This window comes from Mycobacterium sp. 1081908.1 (assembly GCF_001673535.1).
Lineage (GTDB): Bacteria > Actinomycetota > Actinomycetes > Mycobacteriales > Mycobacteriaceae > Mycobacterium.
Window position 1 is genome coordinate 1 of sequence record NZ_LZLY01000147.1, and the last position, 788, is coordinate 788.

General features: G+C 68.8%; 1 protein-coding gene. It reads left to right on the forward strand.

The window, feature by feature from the left end:
- A partial coding sequence (locus A5655_RS24110; protein WP_156765017.1) for an HNH endonuclease signature motif containing protein occupies positions 1-788 on the forward strand: 788 nt, incomplete at both ends.

Consider the following 788-nt stretch of genomic DNA (forward strand, 5'->3'; position numbering starts at 1 on the left):
CTCGAACCGCGCCCCCAACCAGAACCGCGGCCCGAGCAGGCCTCGATCACCAAGAGCTCCGATGAGCAGTTCGCCTGGTGGCGGATCAAGCTTCCGCACCCCGAGGCGGCCAAGTTCGACGCCGCGCTGGCGTCGCATCGCGACGCGCTGATCGCCCAGTGGAAGCAGGATCGCGGCAACAGTTCAGAGAATTGTCCGCCGCTGCCCGACACTGTTGATGCGTTTCTGCGGCTGGTGGAGGCCGGCTGGGACGCCGAGGCGGCTCGCCGCCCGCACGGGCAGCACACCACGGTGGTCGTGCACCTCGACGTGGCGGCGCGCGCCGCCGCGCTGCATCTGGGGCCGCTGCTGTCCGATGCCGAACGCCAATATTTGACCTGCGATGCCACCTGTGAGGTGTGGTTCGAACGCGACGGGCGGCCCATCGGCGCCGGCCGAACGACCCGGGTGATCAATCGCCGGCTGCGCCGCGCGCTCGAACACCGCGACCGCACGTGCGTGGTGCCCGGCTGCGGGGCCACTCGCGGTCTGCACGCGCATCACATCCGGCACTGGGAGGACGGCGGGCCCACCGAGTTGGCCAACCTGGTGCTGGTCTGCCCCTATCACCACCGCGCACACCACCGCGGCGAGATCACCATCACCGGAACCGCCGACCGGCTGATCGTCACTGACGATGACGGCCAACCACTGAACCCGGGATCCCTCGCACGCCGGTGTTACCCCACAACCCGTCACGATCGATCTCGGCAACGATCTCCACAATGCGGCCATCAATGGCATTGCGC